Annotated in this window: 22 protein-coding genes and 2 pseudogenes; 9 read left to right on the top strand and 15 right to left on the bottom strand. The window is 62.3% G+C overall.

What is annotated here, in order from left to right; all coding sequences use genetic code 11:
* Positions 1 to 159: 159 nt before the first annotated feature.
* Positions 160 to 1,203, top strand: a complete 1,044-nt coding sequence (locus tag GC127_RS13000; RefSeq protein WP_151978500.1) for an aldo/keto reductase — start codon at positions 160 to 162, stop codon at positions 1,201 to 1,203.
* Positions 1,204 to 1,208: 5 nt separating this feature from the next.
* Here the strand turns inward: GC127_RS13000 and GC127_RS12995 are convergent, their stop codons facing one another.
* Complete coding sequence (locus tag GC127_RS12995; RefSeq protein WP_151978498.1) at positions 1,209 to 1,391, bottom strand: HNH endonuclease; 183 nt, start codon at positions 1,389 to 1,391, stop codon at positions 1,209 to 1,211.
* Positions 1,392 to 1,440: 49 nt separating this feature from the next.
* Here GC127_RS12995 and GC127_RS12990 point away from each other — a divergent pair, with 49 nt between their 5' ends.
* Complete coding sequence (locus GC127_RS12990; protein WP_151978496.1) at positions 1,441 to 1,821, top strand: hypothetical protein; 381 nt, start codon at positions 1,441 to 1,443, stop codon at positions 1,819 to 1,821.
* A gap of 73 nt (positions 1,822 to 1,894) precedes the next feature.
* On the opposite strand, the gene GC127_RS12985 is transcribed toward GC127_RS12990, so the two are convergent.
* The 4 genes and pseudogenes from GC127_RS12985 to GC127_RS23135 all read right to left on the bottom strand — a co-directional run.
* Positions 1,895 to 2,182: a DNA-binding transcriptional regulator gene (locus GC127_RS12985; RefSeq protein WP_151978494.1), complete on the bottom strand. Its 288-nt coding sequence runs from the start codon at positions 2,180 to 2,182 to the stop codon at positions 1,895 to 1,897.
* A gap of 39 nt (positions 2,183 to 2,221) precedes the next feature.
* Positions 2,222 to 2,569, bottom strand: coding sequence for a type II toxin-antitoxin system RelE/ParE family toxin (locus GC127_RS12980; RefSeq protein ID WP_151978492.1), 348 nt, complete (start codon positions 2,567 to 2,569; stop codon positions 2,222 to 2,224).
* 104 nt (positions 2,570 to 2,673) lie between these two features.
* Positions 2,674 to 2,841, bottom strand: a pseudogene (locus tag GC127_RS22835) (IS1595 family transposase); the annotation flags it as partial.
* Positions 2,842 to 2,859: 18 nt separating this feature from the next.
* Positions 2,860 to 2,991 (bottom strand): annotated as a pseudogene (locus tag GC127_RS23135) (HNH endonuclease); the annotation flags it as partial.
* Between the two features lie 71 nt (positions 2,992 to 3,062).
* Between GC127_RS23135 and GC127_RS12970 the strand changes: the two are divergent.
* Together GC127_RS12970 and GC127_RS12965 are read left to right on the top strand one after the other, a co-directional pair.
* Complete coding sequence (locus GC127_RS12970; protein WP_151978490.1) at positions 3,063 to 4,394, top strand: mechanosensitive ion channel family protein; 1,332 nt, start codon at positions 3,063 to 3,065, stop codon at positions 4,392 to 4,394.
* Entirely contained in the window at positions 4,391 to 5,563 is a 1,173-nt protein-coding gene (locus GC127_RS12965; RefSeq protein ID WP_151978487.1) for a TIGR03862 family flavoprotein, read from the top strand. The genes GC127_RS12970 and GC127_RS12965 overlap by 4 nt, the downstream gene beginning before the upstream one ends.
* Here GC127_RS12965 and GC127_RS12960 read toward each other — a convergent pair.
* The 5 genes from GC127_RS12960 to leuS form a co-directional block, all read right to left on the bottom strand.
* Positions 5,539 to 6,126 (bottom strand): glutathione S-transferase family protein, encoded by a 588-nt coding sequence (locus tag GC127_RS12960; protein ID WP_081507876.1) that lies wholly within the window; start codon positions 6,124 to 6,126, stop codon positions 5,539 to 5,541. The two genes, GC127_RS12965 and GC127_RS12960, sit on opposite strands and share 25 nt — an antisense overlap.
* A gap of 296 nt (positions 6,127 to 6,422) precedes the next feature.
* Positions 6,423 to 7,553: a hypothetical protein gene (locus tag GC127_RS12955; protein WP_151978483.1), complete on the bottom strand. Its 1,131-nt coding sequence runs from the start codon at positions 7,551 to 7,553 to the stop codon at positions 6,423 to 6,425.
* Between the two features lie 160 nt (positions 7,554 to 7,713).
* Positions 7,714 to 8,742 (bottom strand): DNA polymerase III subunit delta, encoded by a 1,029-nt coding sequence (holA, locus tag GC127_RS12950; protein WP_151978479.1) that lies wholly within the window; start codon positions 8,740 to 8,742, stop codon positions 7,714 to 7,716.
* Positions 8,739 to 9,230: an LPS assembly lipoprotein LptE gene (lptE, locus tag GC127_RS12945; protein ID WP_151978477.1), complete on the bottom strand. Its 492-nt coding sequence runs from the start codon at positions 9,228 to 9,230 to the stop codon at positions 8,739 to 8,741. The genes holA and lptE overlap by 4 nt, the downstream gene beginning before the upstream one ends.
* The gene (gene leuS / locus GC127_RS12940) at positions 9,217 to 11,904 is read right to left on the bottom strand and encodes a leucine--tRNA ligase (protein WP_151978475.1); all 2,688 of its coding nucleotides are present in this window, start codon (positions 11,902 to 11,904) and stop codon (positions 9,217 to 9,219) included. Before leuS ends, lptE begins: the two co-directional genes overlap by 14 nt.
* Positions 11,905 to 12,053: 149 nt before the next feature.
* On the opposite strand from leuS, the gene GC127_RS12935 reads away from it, so the two are divergent.
* A complete protein-coding gene (locus GC127_RS12935; RefSeq protein ID WP_151978472.1) occupies positions 12,054 to 13,295 on the top strand; it encodes a glycosyltransferase in 1,242 nt (413 codons plus the stop codon).
* On the opposite strand, the gene GC127_RS12930 is transcribed toward GC127_RS12935, so the two are convergent.
* Positions 13,256 to 13,708, bottom strand: a complete 453-nt coding sequence (locus tag GC127_RS12930; protein ID WP_008279821.1) for a helix-turn-helix domain-containing protein — start codon at positions 13,706 to 13,708, stop codon at positions 13,256 to 13,258. The genes GC127_RS12935 and GC127_RS12930 overlap by 40 nt on opposite strands.
* A 74-nt stretch (positions 13,709 to 13,782) precedes the next feature.
* Here GC127_RS12930 and GC127_RS12925 point away from each other — a divergent pair, with 74 nt between their 5' ends.
* Complete coding sequence (locus GC127_RS12925) at positions 13,783 to 14,421, top strand: cation transporter (RefSeq protein WP_151978470.1); 639 nt, start codon at positions 13,783 to 13,785, stop codon at positions 14,419 to 14,421.
* On the opposite strand, the gene GC127_RS12920 is transcribed toward GC127_RS12925, so the two are convergent.
* Positions 14,402 to 14,905 carry a DUF3576 domain-containing protein gene (locus GC127_RS12920; protein WP_008279819.1) on the bottom strand — a complete coding sequence of 168 codons (504 nt, stop codon included), beginning with the start codon at positions 14,903 to 14,905 and terminating at the stop codon, positions 14,402 to 14,404. The genes GC127_RS12925 and GC127_RS12920 overlap by 20 nt on opposite strands.
* A 112-nt stretch (positions 14,906 to 15,017) precedes the next feature.
* On the opposite strand from GC127_RS12920, the gene GC127_RS12915 reads away from it, so the two are divergent.
* Together GC127_RS12915 and GC127_RS12910 are read left to right on the top strand one after the other, a co-directional pair.
* Complete coding sequence (locus GC127_RS12915; RefSeq protein ID WP_008279818.1) at positions 15,018 to 15,671, top strand: YggS family pyridoxal phosphate-dependent enzyme; 654 nt, start codon at positions 15,018 to 15,020, stop codon at positions 15,669 to 15,671.
* Positions 15,672 to 15,752: 81 nt separating this feature from the next.
* On the top strand, positions 15,753 to 16,142 hold the full coding sequence (locus GC127_RS12910; protein WP_151978468.1) for a YbhB/YbcL family Raf kinase inhibitor-like protein: 390 nt from the start codon (positions 15,753 to 15,755) through the stop codon (positions 16,140 to 16,142).
* A 3-nt stretch (positions 16,143 to 16,145) separates the two neighbouring features.
* Here GC127_RS12910 and GC127_RS12905 read toward each other — a convergent pair whose 3' ends face one another.
* Positions 16,146 to 16,646 carry a L,D-transpeptidase gene (locus GC127_RS12905; RefSeq protein WP_151978465.1) on the bottom strand — a complete coding sequence of 167 codons (501 nt, stop codon included), beginning with the start codon at positions 16,644 to 16,646 and terminating at the stop codon, positions 16,146 to 16,148.
* Positions 16,647 to 16,813: 167 nt separating this feature from the next.
* Here GC127_RS12905 and GC127_RS12900 point away from each other — a divergent pair, with 167 nt between their 5' ends.
* Positions 16,814 to 19,681 carry a calcium-binding protein gene (locus GC127_RS12900; protein WP_151978463.1) on the top strand — a complete coding sequence of 956 codons (2,868 nt, stop codon included), beginning with the start codon at positions 16,814 to 16,816 and terminating at the stop codon, positions 19,679 to 19,681.
* A 265-nt stretch (positions 19,682 to 19,946) separates the two neighbouring features.
* Here the strand turns inward: GC127_RS12900 and GC127_RS12895 are convergent, their stop codons facing one another.
* Together GC127_RS12895 and GC127_RS12890 are read right to left on the bottom strand one after the other, a co-directional pair.
* Entirely contained in the window at positions 19,947 to 20,768 is an 822-nt protein-coding gene (locus GC127_RS12895) for an alpha/beta fold hydrolase (protein ID WP_199861323.1), read from the bottom strand.
* A 4-nt stretch (positions 20,769 to 20,772) separates the two neighbouring features.
* Positions 20,773 to 21,372 (bottom strand): 2-hydroxychromene-2-carboxylate isomerase, encoded by a 600-nt coding sequence (locus GC127_RS12890; RefSeq protein ID WP_037297095.1) that lies wholly within the window; start codon positions 21,370 to 21,372, stop codon positions 20,773 to 20,775.
* Between the last annotated feature and the right edge of the window lie 32 nt (positions 21,373 to 21,404).

Raw genomic sequence — 21,404 nt, 5'->3', positions numbered from 1 at the left:
CTGCAGTTCGCTGTATCAGGCACAAATGTCGCCTAAAGGCCACTCGCATTACCGCGACCCGTAACAGCCTTGCCTTGCGACCGGATGGCTCAACATCCCCCTTCCCTACACGCCCCTCCTCCCCTATCCCATCCCAAAACCCAGACCGCAGGAGACACCATGCAGAAAAGACCCTTGGGCCGGACCGGGATCGAGGTGAGCGCGCTCTGCCTTGGCTCGATGACATGGGGCTCTCAGAACACCCCGGCAGAGGGCCATGCGCAGATTGACCGCGCGCTGGAGCGCGGCGTGAACTTCATCGACACCGCCGAGATGTATCCCACCACCCCCATCAGCGCGGAAACCACCGGCCGCACCGAGGAAATCATCGGCGACTGGATCAAAGCCTCCGGTCGGCGCGCGGATGTGATCCTCGCCACCAAACATTCCGGCAAGGGCTTCCAACACGCCCGCGACGGCGCGCCGATCACGGCGGGGTCCATACCGCAGGCCATTGAGGGATCGCTGCGCCGCCTCAAGACCGATCACATCGACCTCTACCAATTCCACTGGCCCAACCGGGGCAGCTATATGTTTCGCCAGAACTGGGCCTTTGACCCCTCAAGCCAGAACCGCGCCGAGACAATCGCCCATATGGAGGAGACGCTTGAGGCCCTGCAACGCGAGGTCGCGCGCGGCACCATCCGCGCCTTCGGCCTCTCGAACGAGAGCGCCTGGGGCATGGCGCAATGGCTTCGGCTGGCCGAGGCGGGCCACGGCCCCCGCGCCGCCACGCTCCAGAATGAATACTCCCTCCTATGCCGCCTCTATGATACCGACCTTGCCGAACTCAGCGTCGACGAGGATGTAGGCCTTCTGGCCTTTTCCCCCCTCGCGGCGGGGCTGCTCAGTGGCAAATACCAGCACGGCGCGCTGCCCACCGGCTCGCGCATGGCGATCAACGGCGATCTGGGCGGGCGCAAGACCCCGCGCGCGTTTGAGGCCGTCGCGGCCTATCACGCGGTCGCGCAGAAACACGGCCTCGACCCCGTGCAACTGGCGCTTGCCTGGTGCCTCACGCGCCCCTTCCTTGCATCCGCCATCTTTGGGGCCACCGACATGGCTCAACTTGATCTGGCGCTTGGCGCGGCGGACATCACGCTCGCCCCAGAGGTGCTGAGCGATCTCGACGCCACCCACAAGGCGCATCCGATGCCCTTCTGACCCCCCTACCGCTTGCGCCGCGCGCCGGGGGTCTTGGAATGAAACCTCGGCGGCCGCTGCGCCACCCAGGCGATGAATTTCGCCAAACGCGGATGCGCGCGCAGGGCCTCGACAGTGGCATAGCTGCGCGCCAATTCACCTTCCGTCAACGTCGCGTGAATCTCGTTGTGGCAAATCTGCGGCCTTATGTATCAAGCGCACCAAGATTTCCGCAAAATATAGCGTTAATCTATCGCCATGACACGCAGATATTATTACCGCCCATGGAAAGACGAAAGCCTAGTATCGGCGCTGCACTTTATGCGCTGCCGTGCCGTGCGGGATGATGATCTAGAGCTAGAGCATGTGGATGCGCTCTTGCGCCAACTTGGCGTTGATCCTGATACGCTGCCAATGCCCAAAAAGGTAGACAAGCGGTTCAAGCGGGGCGAGTTGCGCCGGGCGATCTACACGGCACTCAGAGACAGCCCATTAACCGGCCCAGAGATTACCGAAAAGGTCAGGGGCGATATGGCCTATGCTGACGTCTACAGGCGCGTATACGGAGCGCTTGACCAGATGAAAGCGGCGGGGCTGGTGAGGCGTGAGGGGCGGTTGTGGATTGCGAATAAAAATTAAAGGAGCGGTCTCCCCGCTCCTTTAAATATCTGAATTCTTTGCGCTTCTGGCAGCCAATTGAGCGCATGCTGTTTTATGCGGAAAGCGCTCTTTCCACCGCATCAGGCGCATTCTGAATAACCTTCAGAAGAACACGGGCCGTGCCATCAGGTTGCCGACGTCCTTGCTCCCAACCACGAAGTGTCCCAAGATTAAACCCAAAGCGAAGGGCGAACTCTTCCTGTGTCAGGCGCAGACTTTCGCGAACCGCGCGAACGTCAATCTTATGCACTAGAACAGTGTGATCAACTGCAGGGCTATTAAACCCGCTTGCATGGTCCAAAGCCTCATGAAGGCCATTTATAATTTTGCTACCAGACATTTATTTCTCCTGTTACGTCTCCATCTTTTGAGCAATATTTCATCCGGCGACCTGAGACAGATTTTGCTCTCTTCTGCGCGCCCATTTTTCTACGATCTCATCAACCATTTGGCTGATCACCCTTTTCTCTCTTGCTGTTAAGTTCAGCTTTTCATTTTTTTTATACACAGCGATCAAATAGATCGGCATATTTAGGTCTCGGAAATAGTAGATGATCCTTAGACCCCCCCTTTTCCCTTGCCCATCATAACCCCATCTAGATTTTCGCACTCCTTTCGTGCCCGGAATTATATCCCCTGCATCAGGGTTCAAGGCGAGCCAATCAATAAGCTGATCGTGTTCAGATTCACTCAAGACCGAATCCAAATCCCTTTTGGCTTGCGCCATTTCGGCAATCGTAATCGGGTAACTTTGTGGGTCGACATTTATCGGCCTTCTTATTTTGTGCTCAATTCATTACTAAGTCATTGACGCACAAAAGTCAAGCCAATTCACGCCGCGCGCTGCCAATATCCCTTCCAGTTCCGGCTAACCGGCGCGTCCATCGCGTTAGACACAAGGCGGTTCGCCAGTTCGCTATTGTCAGAGCGGCGGTTATCTTCCAGCCATGCGGCATGGTTCGCATACTAGTAAAGGTATTGCGGGCTTACGTCGTGGTGCGTTTGATACACAACACCGCAAATCTGATGCAGGCGCACCACCGGGCCCCCTTTGCCGCCCTTCAATTTGGGCACAAGGTGATGCAGGCTCTGGCGCGCCTCGGGCGGGATTGGGCGCAAGCAAAGCGGGCAAATGGGCCATTCCGACAGTTTAACTTGATCCTTTCGCAGCCTGCGGGCAAGAGGATGGCGTGTGCGAGACAAAAGGCAAGGGGTGTGTGATGGACGGGCAGCCAGAGATCATCGGGCAGGCACTGGGCTACGCGATGCAGGGCTGGGATCTGGCCAAGGGCTGGCTTCTCAGCCCCGCCGCCTGGTCGCAGTTTGGCCTGCTGGTGGTGGCGTGGCTCTTGGCCGTGCTGATCACCCGCCGGATACGGCCCGCACTCGCCCGGTTTCTGACCCCCCCTGCAGAGCAAGAAAACATCATCGCCTCGGCGCGGCGGTTCATCCTTATGTTCCTGCCGCTCCTGATGCCGCTGCTCGCCTATGGCCTCACCGGCATTGGCGAAGGCGTCACCCGCTCGATCTTTGGCACGGGCGATGTCATCGCCTTTGGCAAGCGGCTGTTTCTCGTCCTCGCCGCCCGCCTCTTTGTGCGCGAAATCCTGACCGATCCGTTTCTGCGGGCGCTTGGTCGCTTCGTGCTGATGCCGGTGGCGCTGCTCTATCTCTTTGACCTGCTCGGTCTGGCCAATGAAAAACTTGCCGCGATATCGGTCGATCTGGGCAATATCAGCTTTTCGGCCCTCGCGCTCATTCGTGGTGCGGTCTCTGGCGCGCTGCTTTTCTGGCTTGGGCGCTGGTCCAATAGCCAATCCGAGGATTTCATCAAGCGCCAGCAGGAGCTCCGCCCAGCCACCCGCGAACTGGCGATGAAGGCCAGCCAGATCGTGATCTTTGGCGCGGCCTTCCTGCTGCTGATGTCGATCATGGGCATCGACCTTACGGCAATTGCCGTTTTGGGCGGTGCGCTTGGCGTGGGCATCGGCCTTGGCCTGCAACAGATCGCGGCCAATTTCGTCTCGGGCGTGATCCTGCTGTTGGAGGGGCAGACGACCGTGGGCGATTACGTCGTGCTCGATGACGAATCAGAGGGCACCATCGTCAAAATGACCGCCCGCGCCGCCATTCTGGAAACCGTCGATGGGCGCTGGATTGTGGTGCCCAATGAGGATTTCATCACCTCCCGCGTGGTCAACTATTCCGACGCCGGCAAGCGGCACCGCTATGAGGCCGCCTTTTCCGTCAGCTACGACACCGATATCACACGCATCCCCGCGCTCATCGAACCCGCTGTCGCCGCCGTGCCCGAGGTGCTGAAAGATGGCAAACACGCCCCCGAATGCGAACTCAAAGCCTTTGGCGAAAGCGGTGTGGATTTCTCGGTCGAATACTGGGTCGATGGGATCGAGGACGTGACCGGGAAATACCAATCCGACGTGCTTTTTGCGATCTGGAACGTCCTGCGCGCCGAAGGGGTCGAAATGCCCTATCCGCAGCGTGTGGTGCATCACCGGGGCCTGCCCACCCCTGCGATCCCCGCCGCATGACCGACGCGCTGGTCATCGGGGCCGGGCCTGCGGGCCTGATGGCGGCGCGCGAACTGGCGCGGGCCGGGCTGCGCGTGGTGGTGACCGAGGCGAAACCCTCGGTGGGTCGCAAATTCCTGATGGCGGGCAAATCCGGGCTGAACCTGACCAAGGTGGAGCCGTTTGAGAATTTTCTCGCCGCCTACGGCCCCGGTGCCGACGCGCTGCGCCCGATGCTTGCCGCCTTTGGCCCCGACGCGGTGCAGGAGTGGGCACGCACCTTGGGGCAAGAGGTGTTCACCGGCTCTACGGGCCGGGTCTTTCCAAAGGTGATGAAGGCCTCGCCGCTTCTGCGCAGTTTCCTTTCGGAATTAAAGGGGCTTGGGGTTGAAATCCGCACCCGCTGGCGCTGGTGCGGATGGGACAATGGCGCGATTTTCGACACGCCCGAGGGCGCGCAACGCCTGCACCCCACCGTGACCGTGCTGGCCTGCGGCGGCGCAAGCTGGGCGCGGCTTGGCTCGGACGGGGCATGGGCGGCGCATTTCGACGCCGCCACATTGGCCCCGTTTCGCCCCGCCAATATGGGCTTTCTCGTCGCATGGTCGCCCCATATGGCGGCGCAATTCGGCCAGCCGGTCAAAGGCGTGGAATTGCGCGCCGGGGCGCTGCGCTCGCGCGGAGAGTTCATCATTTCCAACCAAGGGCTTGAGGGCGGCGGGATCTATGAGGTCAGCGCCGCCCTGCGCGATGGCGCGCCGCTCACGCTCGATCTTTTGCCCGATCTCACCCCATCAGAGGTCGCGCAGCGCTTGGCCCGCACCAAGACCAGCGACAGCCTCAAGAACCGCCTGCGCAAGGCGTTTCGCCTCGATCCGGTGAAACTCGCGCTGGTGATGGAATTTGGCCGGGGGGCCAGCGATCTGCCTGTCTTGCTCAAAGGCCTGCCGGTGCCGCTCTCGGGGCCGCGTCCGATGGATCAGGCCATCTCAACCGCAGGTGGGCTGCAACTGAGCGCCCTCGATGCGGGCCTCATGCTGCGGGATCACCCCGGCGTGTTCGCCGCCGGGGAAATGCTGGATTGGGAGGCCCCAACAGGTGGCTACCTGCTCACCGCCTGCCTTGCCACCGGCCTTTGGGCCGGGCAGCACGCCGCAGCTTTCGCTCAGGGCAGCGCCGCCGCCCGCTGACAGGCCGGGCGCTCGACCATCATCGCCATGTAATCCTTGAGCTTGTCGTCCGGATCGGCAAACCCGGCCTTGCCCGCCCACATCAGACAATGCACCAGGAGGATATCCGCAATGGTCATCGTCTCGCCTTGCAGAAACGGACCGGTCAGCGCATCGGACAGGCGCGCAAGATTGCGCTCATATTCCCATTTGAGCGAGTCTTTCACCGCCGGCACCCGATGCTCTTCGGGCAGCACGAAACTATGCCGCGCCGCAGTCCAGAGCGTGCCGTCAATCTCGTCAAGAATCTGATGCGTCAGCGCATCCTGCCGCGCCCGCGCAACCGTGCCGGGGGCATGGGTGAATTGCCCATGCTTATCGGCCAGATAGGTCATGATCGCGGCGGAATCGGTCAGCACCGCATCACCATCCCGCAGCGCCGGGATCTTGCCCGAAGGGTTTGCGGCCAGCGCCTCGGGCGACCGGGGCGCAACAGCCATGTGATTATAGCCGACCCCCATTTCCTCCAGCAACCACAGCACGCGAAAGGCGCGACTGGCCCGAGAGCCGATAACATCATACATGGCGATTTCCCTATTGAGTGTTGGTGCGGCACCATTGCCCAAAGGCTGACCCAAGGCAACGGGGGCAGCTCAGGCAACAGGTTGGATATCACGCACTCGTGTTCGGGGGGCCTGGGCAGACAGTCGCCCCGAACACCCCACAAAGCGATCATACCGCAGGCACCGCCGCGCAGCGGCCATGCCTAAGGCATGCCCCCCCGTCGGGCGGGCGCGCTTGCAACGTCTCGTCGATTGGGGAAGTTTCCACAATTCACCACGCTTCCAGTCTGTTAGACCGGATTGCCGCCTGGCATCAATTATCCGCCGATCCCAAATGATAGCAAATTCTTGACGAATTGGTACAGTCGGCCATTGATAGCGAAGTGATCAATCAAGACCGCTCCGCCCGTAGTGCCGATTGTGGCAGCACCGGCCATGATCACCTTGTCGCCAACTTTGCCGCAATAGGCGACAACTTCGTTCAGCGCCGAAAACATCCGCTCCGCGATAGCGCGCAACACACCCTTGTCGGGCGCGACCTGGTCCAACTCTTCACCGGCCTCATCCAAGCCAACCCAGATGATCGTGATCTGCTGCGCCACCGCTGACGCATCATCGACCAACCCCTCGGGTGGTTGATTGTGCCCACGATGCGCTGCAGATGCCTGCACAGCCAGAAACGCCTCCTTTTCGGCTTGAAGTGCCGCCACCTCCGCGCGCAAGCGGTGTAGTTCCCAAATCCCCCGGATCACCGGGTTCACTTCTTCCGGCCCCTTATCCCATGTCTCGGGGTCGATGAGGGCGATCAGTTCCAGCATCTCCCACGTGCGGGCAGTGTCGCCCAGCATCGGGCGGCCAGCGAGCAGGGTGTCGTACCACTCTATCCAGAATCGCCAGTCCTCAGCTCCTTCGGAATTGTCTACCTCCCACTTGATCGCGCGCCAACGCTCCGCTAGCGGCCCCTGCCCCTCTGGCCAGAGGGGAAGGGCCTCGAGATATTCACCGCGCGTCACAAATTCTGCATCCGTTCTCAGACCAATTTGCGCTTCGCCATGGGCGCGAGATGCCGTGAAAACTGCCAAAGCTGCATTATGTGCAAAAGGAGCGGCTGAGGCAGCGAGTGCAGCTCTGCGGGCCGCACCATCCGCTTCGAGCGCAGGTTTGAATGGAATACCTACGATACCGCCTTCAAGAGTTGTTTTAGCGGCTATCTTCAATGAATCTGAGGGCTTATTGAATGCAACAGATGATGTTAGCAAACGTCGCAAAGCTGGGAGGACGGTTAAATTAGCCTCGTTTGCCCAGTCCTCGCTAAGCACCGCCTCCCACCATATCGGCAGCACCCGCGCCGCCGCACGTGATGCGATCCAGACCGCCACTTCTCGCGGCTGATCCTCCAGCCACTCCTTGAGGCTCGCTTGATCTCTGATACCCAAAATTTCACTCATCTCGCCGACCTTGCCCCGCCCATTTCCCTCTGTCCAGCGCCCGCTGAATTAACCCTACACTTCCCCCAAACCCGCACCGACGCAATACCGACGCAATACAGCCCCAATACCGCTCCGTAATTTTCTTAAATTTCCGTCTGTTAACCCAGATTCGCCCGGATCACCGCGCCGTGGCCAGCATCGCCAGCCGGATCAGTGCCCGCTCGACCAGTGCCATGTCGGGCGCGCGCTGTCCGGCGGAGCGCAGGGTGAGGTCGGTATCCGTCAGGATCGTCAGTGCCTGTTGCAAGCGCTCCGCGCCCCAGCCTTGCGCCTGCCGCAGCATCCGGTCGCGACGGGGCCCGAAAATGGGCGGGCGCATCCGGGCAATGCCCTGCGCCGCGCCTCCGGGGTCCGACGCAGCGGTATAGAGCGCCCGAAAATGCCGCGTGGCCCCGATGCAGAGGCCAACAGGCTGGGTGCCCTGCGCCTTCAACCGCCGCATCACCGGGCCAATCTCTGCTGACCGCCCCTCTGCCACGATATTGAGGATGTCGTCCAAATCCGCCTCGGTCGAGGCAGGGGCGCAGGCGGCGATATCCGCCGCATTCAGCGGCGTGGCGTCCCCCAACTTATAAAGCGCCAGCTTCTCAATGGTCTGACGAAAATCGCCCGGATCAAGATCGCGCGCCAGCGCTGTCAGATCGGCCATGACCGGCCCCGGCACATCGCGCAAACCGGCGCGGGCCAATGTGGCCTCAATCTCCTCTCGGCTGGGGGGATCGTCATAGATTCCAACCGCATAGGCATTGGGATGGCTCTCAAACGCTTTGCGAATTTTCGATGTCGCCTTGAGCGCGCCTGCGGTCACGATGATCTGGGCATCCCCCGCCTGCCAGTCGCTGAGCGCCGCCAGAATGGCATCGGCGGCGGTGTCATTGGCATCCTCGACAAAGGCCGCGCGCGGGCCGGGAAAGAACCCCTGCGCCTTGACCGCATCCAAGAGCGCGGCCGGGTCTTTGCGCAAGTCGCCCGCAGGCAGACGTGTCAGGCGCATTTCGGCATCCGCAGTAGGGCCGAGCAGCGCCGCGAGCATCTCTTGCCGCCTGAGCGCCACACGCATCGCATCCGCGCCATAGATCAGTATGCCGGTGCGCTGCGCCTCCGGCTTGGCGAAATAGCGGATAGCATCGCGCGGCGAGAGCTTCATTCCGGCTGGGGCAGGTCTGCGGCCAAGAGGCGGGTCAACACTTGATCCGCCAGAATCGCCATCAACCGCGCCTCGGCGTCGCGCTCCGCCGCCTGCACCGCCACGGTCGTGCCGGTCGCGGAATAGCCGGTAAAGCTGGTGACTTCGCTCGAGGTGACAATCACCCCCGTCTCAAGATCACGCAAGCTATAAGCCACTGTTCCCAATAGGTTAAAGCGGGATGCCACGTTATTGCGGTTGATCGCCATGGCCTGCGTGTTCACTCGAACAGCCGGAATCAGCGCGTAACGTGGATTGGCGGGCCGCCCCAACCGCGTCTCGATCTCTTGCGTCAAGAGATAGCTGGCGCGGGTATCGGGGGCCTCGACCGCCACCCGCCCCATCAGCGCCGATCCCGCCCCGCCCGGCCCATAGGCGGGCGCAAAGCCGCATCCCGCCAGCAGGGCGAGGCCGGACATCAGGAAAAAGCGGCGATTACACCACGACATTGACGATCCGTCCGGGGACGACGATAATCTTCTTGGGCTGGGCCCCGTCCAGCGCCTTGACCACAGCATTGTGGGCCAGCGCCAGTTTTTCAACCTCGGATTTCGGCATATCGGCGGGCACGGTGATTTCGCCCCGCCGTTTGCCGTTAATCTGAATGGGCAATATGACCGTCTCGTCGATCAGCATGGCCGGGTCGGCGACCGGCCAAGGTGCTGTGGCAATCAGACCCTCACCGCCCAGCATCGCCCAGATATCCTCGGCCAGATGCGGGGTCATGGGCGACATAAGCTGCGCCAGCGTGCGGGCGGCGGTGGTTTTCGCCCCCGTCCCTGCCTGCGATTTCGCCAGCGTGTTGGTAAAGGCATAAAGCCGCGCAATCGCCGCGTTAAAGCCGAAACTGTCGATGCCCTTGGTCACCTCGTCGATGCATTTGTGCATCTCACGCAAAAGCGTGTCATCCTCCGGCGTGGCGGGCGCGTCGCTCGCCGCGATCTCGGCGGCAATGCGCCAAACGCGGCTCAGGTGCCGATGCGCCGCCTCAGCGCCCGAGGCGGTCCATTCCACATCGCGCTCGGGCGGGCTGTCAGACAGGACAAACCAGCGCGCCGTATCGGCCCCGTATTGCGCGATAATGGTCGAGGGATCGACCACATTCTTCTTGGATTTCGACATCTTGGCAGAGGGGATGATTTGGACGCGCCTACCAGCCTCGCCCTCAATCAACCAGATATTTTCCAACTGCCTCACATCTACTGCCTCTTCACCGTTGGCGACGGCAACCGAGCGCTTGATGGCTTTCTTCTCTCCAAAAGAGTCTGTAAATTCAATTACATCTTCTGGGAAAAGGAATTCAGTTCTCAACGGCTGAGCCGAAAGAGGCTCATCTCCCTGAGAACCTAGATCACTATTGTCTAAATACTGATATATGGAGTGCGTCACCATCCCTTGGGTGAACAACGCATCAAAGGGCTCAATCGCCTTCTGCGGCAAATGGCCGGTGATCTGCATCGCGCGGGCAAAGAACCGCGAATACAAGAGGTGCAGGATCGCATGCTCGATGCCGCCGATATACTGGTCCACATTCATCCAATACTCAGCCTCGGCCATATCCGTGGGCGTCGCGGCATGGGGCGCGGTAAAGCGGGCGTAATACCAGCTTGAATCCACGAATGTATCCATCGTGTCCGTCTCGCGCCGCGCGGGCGCGCCACAGCGGGGGCAAGCACAGTCGCGCCATGTCGGATGCCGATCCAGCGGATTGCCGGGGGCGTCAAAGGTGACATCATCGGGCAGGCGGATGGGCAGGTTTTCCTTGGCTTCCGGCACCACGCCGCAGGTGTCGCAATGCACCACCGGAATGGGGCATCCCCAATAGCGTTGGCGGCTCAGACCCCAATCGCGCAAGCGGAATTTCGTGACACCTTGGCCCACGCCATTGGCCTCACAAAAATCAATCGCGGCGTTGACACCCGTCTCGCCGGTCTGAATTTCATCCCCCGCCACCAGGCGCGTATACCGCACAGCTTCCGATTTGAGCGGCACATAGGGCGCCGCCTGAATGTCATAGTCGCCCTCGACCGGCAGGAAGGTATCGACAATGGGCAAATCATATTTGCGCGCAAAATCATGGTCGCGCAGATCATGCCCCGGACAGCCGAAAATAGCGCCCGTGCCATAGTCCATCAGGATGAAATTGGCGATATAGACCGGCAATTCCCATGCGGTATCAAAGGGATGGCGCACACGCAGCTCGGTGTCGAACCCCAGCTTCTCGGCCTTCTCGATCGCCTCGGCGGTGGTGCCGCCCTTGCGCGCCTCGGCGCAGAACGCCGCCACATCTTCGCGCTCGGCCTCAAGCCGCTTGGCCAGCGGGTGATCCGGCGAAATCCCCACAAAGGATGCCCCCATCAGCGTATCGGGCCGGGTGGTGTACACCTCGACCCGGTCATGCCCCTCTGGCCCGTCAATCAGGCCAAAGGCAAATTGCAGCCCGCGCGATTTACCGATCCAGTTCTCCTGCATCAGTCGCACCTTGGCGGGCCAATTGTCGAGGGTATCGAGCGCCTCAAGCAGGTCCTCGGCGTGGTCCGAAATGCGGAAGAACCATTGCGTCAGTTCGCGCCGCTCCACATCCGCGCCCGAGCGCCAGCCCTTGCCGTCAATCACCTGCTCATTGGCCAGAACGGTCATATCGACCGGGTCCCAGTTCACCACCGCATTCTTGCGATAGACCAGCCCATGTTCGAGAAAATCCAGAAACAGCGCCTGTTGCTGGCCATAGTACTCCGGATCGCAGGTGGCGAATTCGCGGGACCAGTCGATGCTCAGGCCCAAGGGCTTCATCTGGGCGCGCATGTCGGCGATATTGGCGTAGGTCCAGTCCTTGGGATGGCCACCGCTCGCCATGGCCGCATTCTCTGCGGGCATGCCAAAGGCATCCCAGCCCATCGGATGCAAGACGTTATGCCCGGTGGCAATCTTATAGCGCGCCACCACATCGCCCATGGTGTAATTGCGCACATGGCCCATGTGGATACGCCCCGACGGATAGGGGAACATTTCCAGCACGTAATATTTCGGCCGTGTCTCATCGCGGCGCGCACGAAACACATCGCCCGCCTCCCAGGCGGATTGCCATTTCGCTTCGACGTCACTGGCGGCATAGCGCGACATGGGGCGCACCTCTTACTGATAGGGTTGTTGCAGGGGGTGATAGGCGGTTGGCGCGCGCGGGTCCAGTGGGGGCGCGTAAAAATGCAAGGGGTTTGCGCGGGCCGATCGCCTGATTATAACCACGAACAACCTTTGAAGTGCGGACACCTATGAAAATCCTTTTTATCCATCAGAATTTTCCCGGCCAATACAAACATCTGGCCCCGCTTCTGGCCCAGCAGGGGCATAACTGCGTGGCGCTGACCCTGCGGGTCAAAGAAGCCATGAAATGGCAGGGCGTGCAGGTGATCCCCTATGCCCTGCCCAAGCGTAACGGGCAAAGCCTGCATCCTTGGCTGGTCGATCTCGATACCAAGGTCACGCGCGCCGAGGCCTGCTGGCAGGCGGCGGTAGACCTACGCACAAAGGGTTATACGCCCGATCTCATTCTGGCCCATCCCGGCTGGGGAGAGTCGCTTTTCCTGCGCGATGTCTGGCCCACGGCCAAGCTGGGCCTGTATTGCGAGCTCTATCACCTCGCGGGCTATCCGCATCTCAACTTCGATCCCGAATTCGCCTCAAAAAACATCGAGGCCGAAGCCCTGCGCATCCGGATGAAGAACATCAACAATCACCTGCATTTCGAGACCGGGCACGCCGGAATCAGCCCGACCCAGTTTCAGGCCGATACCTTTCCCAGCCCCTTCCGCGAGAGGATCACGGTCAGCCATGATGGCATCGACACGGTTCAGGCCGCCCCCCTGCCTGATGTCCGCCTGACCATCGAAGGGCAGTGCGACGTGACCCGCGCAGATGAGGTGATCACCTTTGTAAACCGCAATCTAGAGCCCTATCGCGGCTATCATGTCTTCATGCGCGCCCTGCCCCGCCTCTTGCGCGAGCGGCCCAATGCAACGGTGCTGATTGTCGGCGGGGACGAGGTGAGCTATGGGGCCCGCCCCCCCAAGGGGCAGACATGGAAGCAGATTTTCATTGATGAGGTGCGCGCGCAGATTTCAGATGAAGATTGGGCGCGGGTGCGGTTTCTTGGGCGCATCCCTTATGATCAGTTCCTGCGGCTTTTGCAGGTCAGCCGGGTACATGTCTACCTTACCTATCCCTTTGTCCTCAGTTGGTCCCTGATGGAAGCGATGTCCTGTTCCGCCGCGATAGTCGCAGGCGATACCGCCCCGGTGCGCGAGGTCATCACCCATGGCGAGACCGGGCGACTCGTGGATTTCTTTGACCGCGAGGCGCTGGTGGATGAGATTTGCGCCTTGTTGGAGGATGCCGGAGCACGGGCGCAGTTGGGCAAGACCGCGCGCGAGCTGATCCGCGCGCGCTATGATCTGCGCGGCATCTGCCTGCCGCGTCAGCTTCGCTGGGTCGAGGATCTGGCCTCCGCCGGGTGATCCCGGCGGCACAGGTCGTGGTCTGCTAAAGACGCCAGCACATAACAATCGCGTGCGGCCCCCTCGCCCGTGCATCCCTCTGCAATGCGCGCCAACTCGGTCTCAAGTGCGCGCAATCGCCGGATTTTCTCCCGCACTGCCCCAAGCTGACCTTGCGCGATTCGGGTGGCCGACCCGCACCCGCGGTCGGGGTGATCCTGCAACTCGATCAGCGCCGCAATCGCCTCGAGCGAGAACCCCAGATCGCGGGCATGGCGGATGAACCCCAACCGCTCCAGCTCTGCCCGCCCGTAGCGGCGTTGATTGCCCGCACTGCGCAGTGGCACAGCAATCAGGCCACGGGATTCGTAATAGCGGATGGTGGGCACCTTGACGCCCGTGCGCGCCGACAGCTCGCCAATCGACAAAAACATCCCGAAACCCCCTTGAAGCTCTAGTCACTAGAGAGATTACATTGCCCCTGACGCAAATGCAAAGGAGGTGCAGCATGGCGGGATGTTGTGGCCATGAGGCCCAGTTCGATGGGCTCTCAGCCGCCTACAAGCAACGGCTCTGGATCGTGATCGCCCTCAATGCCGCGATGTTCGGGGTGGAAATGGCCGCAGGCCAAGCCGCACAATCGCAGGCGCTCAAGGCCGATGCGCTGGATTTTCTGGGCGATGCGCTGACCTATGGGCTGTCTTTGGCCGTGATCGGTGCCAGCCTCCGGGTGCGGGCTACGGCGGCGCTGTTCAAGGGTCTCAGCCTCATGGCGATGGGGCTGTGGGTGCTGGGCAGCACCGTCTATCGCGTGATCTATCTGGGCGTGCCACAAGCCGAGATTATGGGCAGCATCGGGTTTCTTGCCCTCATGGCGAATGTTGCAAGCGTGCTCTTGCTCCGGGCCTACAAGGATGGCGATGCCAATGTCCGCTCAGTCTGGCTCTGTTCGCGCAACGATGCCATCGGCAATGTGGCGGTGATGGTCGCAGCCCTTGCGGTTTGGGGCACCGAGACCGGATGGCCCGACCTGATCGTGGCCGGGCTCATGGCGGGCCTTTTTGTCAACTCGTCGCAACAGATCATCCGACAGGCGCTAACAGAGCGCCGCCATGCCAAGGCGGTGCTCAGAACCGCGCCGCATTGATCCGCAATTGCCGGGCGCGGTTGAGAATCGCATCCTCGACCGCGCGCTCGGTTGCGGCATCCACCGAACCGCCCCGCGTTTGCAGCGCAACGTTGAGGGACCGCGCGTCAAGCGCCGGGTCGCTGATCAGGATGGTGGCGCGATAGGCCTGCCCGCCCCCCGGTGGGGTGCCATAGCCCGTTGAAATCACGCCGGTAAAGGGATCGGCGGCCTCGATCGGCAGGAAATCCAGAACTTGCAGAGACGCCGTCCAGAGAAAGCGGTTGACCTTGACGGTGTCCCTCGCCCCACGAAACGAATCCAGCAGAGAGCCTTCATTCGCGGCCGCCTGTCTTTCTCTGCCGCCTTTAACGCGCATGGCCTCCGGGTCCAACGTCGCATTCTGGAACGCGCCGCAGCCGCTCAGAAGCACGAGACTGGCCAGCGTCAGGCCGAAGATCTTGAAACGCGAATGGGTCATGGCACCGTCCGGGATTGTTTCCATCCCTACTATCCAAGCCGGGGCTAAGGGGCAAGCCGTTTGACGGTCTGTCGCGCACTTGTGCGGGGGGTGGCCCCTGTGGCATGCAAGAACAACGCAATGAATGAGGACGATTATGGGTCTGAGCGAAATCAGGGCACGGATGGACAAGGCCTGCACCGCAGCAGGGCGTGCGCCGCAGGATGTGGAATTGATCGCCGTCTCCAAGGTGCAGCCCGCAGAGCGCGTCGCCGCTGTGCTGGATCAAGGACACCGCGTGTTCGGCGAAAACCGGGTGCAAGAGGCAGCCGGGCGATGGCCAGCCTTTCAGGACCGCTACACCGACATAGTCTTGCATCTCATCGGCCCCTTGCAGAGCAACAAGGCACGGCAGGCGATGGAGATGTTTCAGGCCATCCATTCCGTCGACCGCCCCAAAATCGCACAGGGTATCGCGCGGCTGGCGCAGGAAATGGGGCGCTGCCCGGACCTTTTCCTTCAGGTCAACACCGGCGAAGAGCCGCAAAAGGCGGGCGTTCTGCCACAAGAGATTGATGGGTTTGTGGCCGAGTGCCGCGCGCTCGATCTGCCGGTCAAGGGGCTGATGTGCATCCCCCCGGTCGAAGAAGAACCCAGCCTGCATTTCGCCCTGCTGGCGAAAATGGCGGCGCGCAACGGGCTTTCGGGCCTTTCGATGGGCATGAGCGGCGATTTCGAGAGCGCGATTGCGCAGGGGGCCACGCATGTCCGCGTTGGCTCTGCGATCTTCGGAGAACGCGACTACGGCTAGGCCGACACGCGCATTTGTTGTCAGGTCGGGCGCGCTGGTGTAGTGTTTTCCAGGTAGAAACGGATTGCATCGGAGACACCAATGCGCCTTTTATCTCTATCGCTTGCCGCTCTTGCCTTGTCTGCCACCACGGCTGCGGCCGAATTCACGATATCCTTTGACTGGGGCAATATCCCCGCCTGCCGCACCGGCAAGCCCAATACGGTCGGCAGCCCCGCCTTTGTGCTGCGCGGGGTTCCGGCTGGCACCACATCCATCGAATTCTCCCTCAAGGATCGCGATGCGCCCAACTACAACCACGGCGGCGGGCGCCTGAAGGTAGGAAGCGACGGGCAATTGCCCTTCGGAGCCTTCAAATACAAAAGCCCCTGTCCGCCGGGCGGTGTGCATACCTATGTCTGGACCGCCACAGCGCGCGCCGACAAAAAGGTTCTGGCCCGCGCCACGGCAAGCCGAAAATATCCCGAATAGGTATCAGCGCGGCGGCACGATCAATCGCGCGCCAAAGGTAATCTGCTGCGCGATATGGAGCAGGTGATCGGGGCGCAGCCCGATACAGCCCGCGGTGGGATAGCCCGGTCGCCGCCAACGATGAATAAAGATGCACGATCCCCGCCCCCGCACCGCCTGCGGCCAATTCCAATCGGTGATCAACACCAGATCATAAAGCGGATCGGCGCGGCGTAGCACCTCATGGCTATGCGGATAGGGCGTGCGCACCATAAGGTTGTAATCCGCGTCGCCAGGATCGTCCGACCACAGATCACCGGGCCGGATCGGCACCGCCCAATCGGTGGGCCGCGCCATGCGGTCAGGGCGATAGAGCAGCCCCACGATGCGATGCGCGCCCACCGGCGTCGCCCCATCCCCTTCGCGCTTGCGCGCCGATACCCCGCCACGCCCGATGGTGCAGGGATAGCGCCGCCCACGAAACCGCAGGCCAAGTGGGGTCAGAACCAGATCATCAGGCGTCATGGCCCCTTTCTGCCTGATCCCTCAGGGCGGGCCAAGCGCGAAGTGCAGGCCCTGCTTTCTTCTTGGTGCAAATACTCAAAACTCCGCCTCTCCCCCAGGCCACCGCAGATGGTGGCAAGACGCGCGCGCCGCCTCTATATTGGGGCAAAGACAGGGGGAACCGGACCATGCGACATCTGATAGGCCTCATCGGGGCGCTTCTCATGCTGGGCACCATCCCGGCGCAGGCCGAGCGTGGAGCGCTCAGCGCGCATGTGTTTGGCAATTCTCTGGTGCATCACCTCAGCGACGACCCGGCCACCAATGTGCCCTACTGGCTGGCGCGACTGGCGCAGGCAGAAGGGCGCGATCTGACCCTGTCGGGGCAATGGGGATTTCTGCGCGACTTTGCCACGCAGGGCATCGCCCCCAACTGGTCCTTTGACGGTGTGACAGCCCGGCGCGCTGCCGCTGATACCGTGCTCATTACGCCGGCTAATTTCATTCAATATCAATCACCTGATGCCGCGTTTGAGGGGGACAACCCTGACAATGCCAGCCCGGTTTCGGTAACCCTTGAGGTCATCGACCGCGCCACCGCCGACTGGCCCGGCGCGCGCATCGTGATCTACGAAGGCTGGCCCGACATGGGCGGCTTTACCCGTGGCTTTCCGCCTTCGGATCGCAATCTGCGGCGCTGGCACGGCTACGCGCTCAGCGATTATCACGACTGGTTTCGTGATTATGTGGCCGCTTTGCAAGCGGCACGCCCCGGCATCGAGATCACGCTTCTGCCGGTCTCATCCGTGCTCTCCGGCCTGCAAACCGGCCTGTTAGAGGAGATGCCCGTTGAAGCGCTCTATTCCGATGACGCCCCGCACGGCACCGCCACGCAATATTTTCTGGCCGCGCTCGTGGCGTATAGCGCGCTCTATGAAACGCCGGCACCGACCGGGTTTGCACTCCCCGACATCTTGCATCCGCTGGTGCGCGACACCTATCCCCGCCTGACCGAAGAAGTGGCCCAAGCGCTCGGCCTGCGCGACACCACCCAAGCGAGCCCCCCGGCGCAAGCGGTGGCCACAGCAGGCATCTCATCCGGCGCAGGCCTCGCCAACCCAAGCCTGGGCATGGGCCTGAACGGCATCGCGGATTGGTCAAGCCAGCATCCTTTCGTCGATGTGATGAAAACCGCGCGCCCTTGGGTCGGCCATAGCGCCGACCAATGGGGCGCCTTCACCACCGAGGCGTTATTGGCGGGGGGCTATCTCGACGCCTTCGGCTGGCCCTTGGCCCTGCCCGACGGGGCCAAGGCGCTCGAGGCCTTCATCCTGACCGATCAGCCCGCCGCCGCCACGCATCTGAAAGGGCGCTATGTGCTGCGCTATACGGGCACCGGGGTGATCCGGGTCGTGGGCCGCGCCGATAATGTCCGGTATGACTATGGCAAACGTGAGGTGCGCTTCGATGTGACACCCGGCGATGGCCCGGTGGCGCTCAGCCTGCTTGAGACAGATGCGGCCGACCCCCTGCGCGACATCACCGTGGTGCGCGAGGATCAATTGGCACTGCATGACTTGGGCGTGATCTTCAACCCGCTCTGGATCGAGAAAGTGGCCGATCTGCGCGTGATCCGCTTCATGGACTGGATGTTCACCAATGGCGCGCCACAGGTCACATGGGAAGATCGCCCCCTGCCCCAAGACGCCACCTATGTCTGGCGCGGCGCGCCGCTCGAGGTGATGGTCGCGCTCGCCAATCAGATCGGTGCTGACCCTTGGGTGAACATGCCGCATATGGCTGATGATGGCTATATCCGGGGCTCTGCCGCCTATCTGCGCGACCATCTCGCCCCCGACCTCAAGGCGCATGTGGAATATTCCAACGAGGTCTGGAATTTCATGTTTCCTCAAACGGTCTGGGCCCGTGATCAAGCGCTGGCGCTCTGGGGCGACGCGGCGGGGGACGATGCCTGGATGCAATTCGCAGGCCTGCGCGCGGCGCAGATGGCCGATATCTGGCGCGCGGAATTCAGCGGCCAAGAAAACCGGCTAACGATCGTCGTGGGCACCCATACTGGCTGGCCGGGGCTGGAAGAGCCGCTCTTGATGGCCCCTCTGGCCCTTGCGCAAGGGCAGTTGACCGCGCCACCTGTCACCCGCTTTGACGCCTATGCCGTCACCGGCTATTTCGGCTTTGACTTGGGCGGCGAGGATCAGCTTGGCACCATTCAGGGATGGATCGCCACCAGCGCGGCCATCGCCCGCGCCAAGGCGGTCGAACTCGGCGCGGACCCCGAGGCGTATCTGGCCGCACATCGCTATGATCTCGCCTATGATCTGGCCGCCGAGGCGCTGCGCCGGGGCTCATTGGGGGAATTGCTGCGCGATATCCTGCCCTATCACGCCGGGATCGCCGCCCAGCACGGCCTGCGACTTGTGATGTATGAGGGCGGCACGCATGTGGTGGGGCACGGGGCCGTGGTCGAGAATGACGCGCTCACCGAGTTCTTCATCGGCTTCAATTACAGCCCACAGATGGGCGTGCTTTATGACGAATTGCTAAGCGGCTGGACAGCGGCAGGCGGCACGCTTTTCAACGCGTTCGTCGATGTCGCCGCCCCTTCGAAATGGGGCAGTTGGGGCGCGCTCCGGCATCTCGACGATACGACCCCTCGCTGGGACGCGTTGATGCGCGCCAATGCGCAGGCACCGGAATGGGATGCGGACCGCGCGACGGGCACATTCCTGCACGGCCGAACCGAGGTCGCCGGGCCAGAGGGCGCACGGCTAGAGGGCACGGCCAAGGCCGATATCCTGCTCGGCGCGGCTGGGGATGATGTGTTTGTGGGCAATGGCGGCCATGACCGCATCCACGGCGGCGCGGGCCGTGATCTGGCGATCCTGCCCGGAAACCGCGAAACCTATGGCATCGGGCGCGACGGCGCGCGGGTGATCCTTGAAGGACCGCAAGGGGCGGTCGTGCTGGTCGATGTCGAAACGGTAGAATTCGCCGACACACCCGGTCAAGCGGTGGCGCTCAGTGATTTGATGTAGGGCCGCGCGCGGGCGCTGGCCTGGGTCGCAGCAAAAAACCGGCACTTCAGTAGGTATCCGACATCGGTCCCGATCACCAAAGCGCGGAATCAAGGTGCCGCAGGCACCGCCGCGCAGCGCCCGACCGCCCCCTCGGGCGGGCGCTTTTGCAACGTATCACCTCATTTGGAACGCGGAAGACTTGGCAGGCATAAACTGCCCATCACGTCTGTTGCAGCGCCCACCCGGCGGTCAGGCACAGCGCAGTTCATTGCGGAGGACACGCTCAACCCAAATACCCCTGCACCCCCCCAAGAAACCCCTTGATCTCTTCCGCAACGCCCCTCGCATGGCTGATCGGGCCCATATGCCCCGCGCCCTGCACCACCACGCGCAGCGCCTCTGGTATGCGCGCCATCAGCCCCGCATTGATCGCGGCAATGATCGCCGGCGAGGCGCTGCCTTCCATCAACAAAACCGGCACGCTGATCCGCGTCAACGCGCCGCTCGACAGCATCCCGCCCGCATCGCCATATAGCGCATCGGTCGCGGCCTCGATCAGCGGCACCTGCGCCGCCATCGCCGCGCGCGCGCCCTCAGGCAGTGCGGTCCAGCCGCGCCGGTCGCCCCAAACGCGGGTAAACCCTTCGGCGGCGCGCAGAAAATCCCCCGCCGCCATGCCCGCCGCATACTCGGCCATTTCGGCCTCGTGGCCTGCGCGCAAACCGGGCTGATCGTGCAGACCCACGGCAAAAAACACCGGCTCATAAAGGATCAGCGTGCGCACCAAATCCGGACGCTCGACCGCCAGCCGCAACGCCACCGTCGCGCCGAACGAATGCCCGATGATATCCGTGGGCGCCTCCAGCAGGCCCGCCGCCATCGCGGTGCTGACCGCCTGAATCTCACCGTCGCCGGTCCAGGCCGCGCTTTGCCCATGCCCCGGCAGATCGAACGCGGCAAGGCGCAGCGCGCCGCCCAACTCACGCGCCAGCGGCCCCCAACTGCCGCTATGCGACAGCGAGCAGTGGATCGCCAAGGCATGCCGAGGCCCATGGCCCAGCTCTGTCCAATGGGTCGGAAACCCGCCCCTTACCCCCTGCGGCATGGGATCAGAGCTTGCCCGCCAGATGCAGATCAAGATCCTCAAGCCGGTCCTGACCCCAGAAGCTCTGACCGCTATCCACCACATAGAAGGGCGCACCAAACACGCCAGCCGCCACCGCCTCTTCGAGGTTGGCGGCATAGGTTTCCGCCCCGCTGAGCAATCCCTTGTCCGCCAAGGCCGGATCGAAACCGGCGCGTTCAAGGCAATCGCGGATCACCTCATCCTCGGCGATGTTGCGCTCTTCCGCCCAGCAGGCCCGCAGAATGGACTGCACCAGCCCCCCCAGATCACCACCCCCCGCCGCCTGCGCGGCGATAATGGCATAGGAGGACGGCGCAGGATTGGTGGGCCAGAACGCAGGTTTGAGCGTCAGCGCCATACCGCGTTTCTTGGCCTGACGCGGCAATTCCTGATTGCGATAGGCGGTGCGGATGGGATGCCGGTCCGCAGGTGCGGCACCGCCCGTGCGCGCAAACAGCGCCATGATATCGAGCGGTTTATAGCTGAGGCTGGCCCCGTGCCGCGCGGCAATCTCTTCTAGCCCCGCGCCCGCCAGATAGGCATAGGGCGAGAGGGTTGAAAAATAATAGTCGATATGGGCCATTTCGGCACGTTCCTTTGCTGCATCGCTTTGCC

This window comes from Roseovarius sp. EC-HK134 (assembly GCF_902498815.1).
Classification (GTDB): Bacteria; Pseudomonadota; Alphaproteobacteria; order Rhodobacterales; family Rhodobacteraceae; genus Roseovarius; species Roseovarius mucosus_A.
This window is presented reverse-complemented; position numbering and strand designations above follow the sequence as displayed.

What these genes read in the sequence shown, in the direction of transcription:
- GC127_RS13000 (WP_151978500.1), top strand. Translation starts at nt 160, where the DNA reads ATGCAGAAAAGACCCTTGGGCCGGACCGGGATCGAGGTGAGCGCGCTC.
- GC127_RS12990 (WP_151978496.1), top strand. Translation starts at nt 1,441, where the DNA reads ATGACACGCAGATATTATTACCGCCCATGGAAAGACGAAAGCCTAGTA.
- GC127_RS12985 (WP_151978494.1), bottom strand. Translation starts at nt 2,182, where the DNA reads ATGTCTGGTAGCAAAATTATAAATGGCCTTCATGAGGCTTTGGACCAT.
- GC127_RS12980 (WP_151978492.1), bottom strand. Translation starts at nt 2,569, where the DNA reads ATGGCGCAAGCCAAAAGGGATTTGGATTCGGTCTTGAGTGAATCTGAA.
- GC127_RS12970 (WP_151978490.1), top strand. Translation starts at nt 3,063, where the DNA reads ATGGACGGGCAGCCAGAGATCATCGGGCAGGCACTGGGCTACGCGATG.
- GC127_RS12965 (WP_151978487.1), top strand. Translation starts at nt 4,391, where the DNA reads ATGACCGACGCGCTGGTCATCGGGGCCGGGCCTGCGGGCCTGATGGCG.
- GC127_RS12960 (WP_081507876.1), bottom strand. Translation starts at nt 6,126, where the DNA reads ATGTATGATGTTATCGGCTCTCGGGCCAGTCGCGCCTTTCGCGTGCTG.
- GC127_RS12955 (WP_151978483.1), bottom strand. Translation starts at nt 7,553, where the DNA reads ATGAGTGAAATTTTGGGTATCAGAGATCAAGCGAGCCTCAAGGAGTGG.
- holA (WP_151978479.1), bottom strand. Translation starts at nt 8,742, where the DNA reads ATGAAGCTCTCGCCGCGCGATGCTATCCGCTATTTCGCCAAGCCGGAG.
- lptE (WP_151978477.1), bottom strand. Translation starts at nt 9,230, where the DNA reads ATGTCGTGGTGTAATCGCCGCTTTTTCCTGATGTCCGGCCTCGCCCTG.
- leuS (WP_151978475.1), bottom strand. Translation starts at nt 11,904, where the DNA reads ATGTCGCGCTATGCCGCCAGTGACGTCGAAGCGAAATGGCAATCCGCC.
- GC127_RS12935 (WP_151978472.1), top strand. Translation starts at nt 12,054, where the DNA reads ATGAAAATCCTTTTTATCCATCAGAATTTTCCCGGCCAATACAAACAT.
- GC127_RS12930 (WP_008279821.1), bottom strand. Translation starts at nt 13,708, where the DNA reads ATGTTTTTGTCGATTGGCGAGCTGTCGGCGCGCACGGGCGTCAAGGTG.
- GC127_RS12925 (WP_151978470.1), top strand. Translation starts at nt 13,783, where the DNA reads ATGGCGGGATGTTGTGGCCATGAGGCCCAGTTCGATGGGCTCTCAGCC.
- GC127_RS12920 (WP_008279819.1), bottom strand. Translation starts at nt 14,905, where the DNA reads ATGGAAACAATCCCGGACGGTGCCATGACCCATTCGCGTTTCAAGATC.
- GC127_RS12915 (WP_008279818.1), top strand. Translation starts at nt 15,018, where the DNA reads ATGGGTCTGAGCGAAATCAGGGCACGGATGGACAAGGCCTGCACCGCA.
- GC127_RS12910 (WP_151978468.1), top strand. Translation starts at nt 15,753, where the DNA reads ATGCGCCTTTTATCTCTATCGCTTGCCGCTCTTGCCTTGTCTGCCACC.
- GC127_RS12905 (WP_151978465.1), bottom strand. Translation starts at nt 16,646, where the DNA reads ATGACGCCTGATGATCTGGTTCTGACCCCACTTGGCCTGCGGTTTCGT.
- GC127_RS12900 (WP_151978463.1), top strand. Translation starts at nt 16,814, where the DNA reads ATGCGACATCTGATAGGCCTCATCGGGGCGCTTCTCATGCTGGGCACC.
- GC127_RS12895 (WP_199861323.1), bottom strand. Translation starts at nt 20,768, where the DNA reads ATGCCGCAGGGGGTAAGGGGCGGGTTTCCGACCCATTGGACAGAGCTG.
- GC127_RS12890 (WP_037297095.1), bottom strand. Translation starts at nt 21,372, where the DNA reads ATGGCCCATATCGACTATTATTTTTCAACCCTCTCGCCCTATGCCTAT.